Raw genomic sequence first — 946 nt, 5'->3', positions numbered from 1 at the left:
CCTTGGCGCTCTTGGGCACGTCGGCGAGGATGGTCGGTTCGAAATAGCTGCCACCGTTGGCGTGGGCCTTGCCCCCGGCGATGACCTTGGCGCCCTGGCTCACGGCGTCGTCGATGTGTTCCTTGACCTTGGCCGCGGCCTTGGCGTCGATCAGCGGGCCGATGGTCACGCCCTCTTCCAGGCCGTTGCCGACCTTGAGCTTGGCCACGGCGGCCTTGAACTTCTCGGCGAAGGCGTCGTAGACACCATCCTGGATGTAGAGGCGGTTGACGCAGACGCAGGTCTGGCCGGCGTTGCGGTACTTGGAGGCGATGGCGCCTTCCACGGCCTTGTCCAGGTCGGCGTCGTCGAAGACGATGAAGGGCGCGTTGCCGCCCAGCTCCAGCGACAGCTTCTTGATGGTGGGCGCGCTCTGCTCCATCAGCTTGGCACCGATCTCGGTGGAGCCGGTAAAGGAGATCTTGCGCACGATGGGGCTTTCGGTCAGCTCGGCGCCGATCTCGGCGGCGGAGCCGGTGACCACGCTCAGCACGCCCTTGGGAATGCCGGCGCGCTCGGCCAGCTCGACCAGGGCCAGGGCCGAATAGGGGGTCTGGCTGGCGGGCTTGATCACCATGGTGCAACCGGCGGCCAGGGCCGGACCGGCCTTGCGAGTGATCATCGCGGTGGGGAAGTTCCACGGCGTGATGGCGGCGGTGACGCCGATGGGCTGCTTGATCACCAGGATGCGCTTGTCAGCCTGGTGGCCGGGGATGGTGTCGCCATAGATGCGCTTGGCTTCTTCGGCGAACCACTCGATGAAGGAGGCGGCGTAGGCGATCTCACCCTTGGCCTCGGCCAGCGGCTTGCCCTGCTCCAGGGTCATCAGCCGGCCCAGGTCGTCCTGGTTCTCGATCATCAGCTCGTACCAGCGACGCAGCTTGGCCGAACGCTCCTTGGCGGTCAG

At 66.6% G+C, this 946-nt stretch carries 1 protein-coding gene; it reads right to left on the bottom strand.

Going from position 1 to position 946, the window contains the following annotated elements:
* On the bottom strand, positions 1 to 946 hold a 946-nt coding region (locus tag DBY63_RS24705), incomplete at both ends, for an NAD-dependent succinate-semialdehyde dehydrogenase (protein WP_108583054.1).

This window comes from Pseudomonas sp. RIT411 (assembly GCF_003057735.2).
GTDB lineage: Bacteria > Pseudomonadota > Gammaproteobacteria > Pseudomonadales > Pseudomonadaceae > Chryseomonas > Chryseomonas oryzihabitans.
This window is presented reverse-complemented; position numbering and strand designations above follow the sequence as displayed.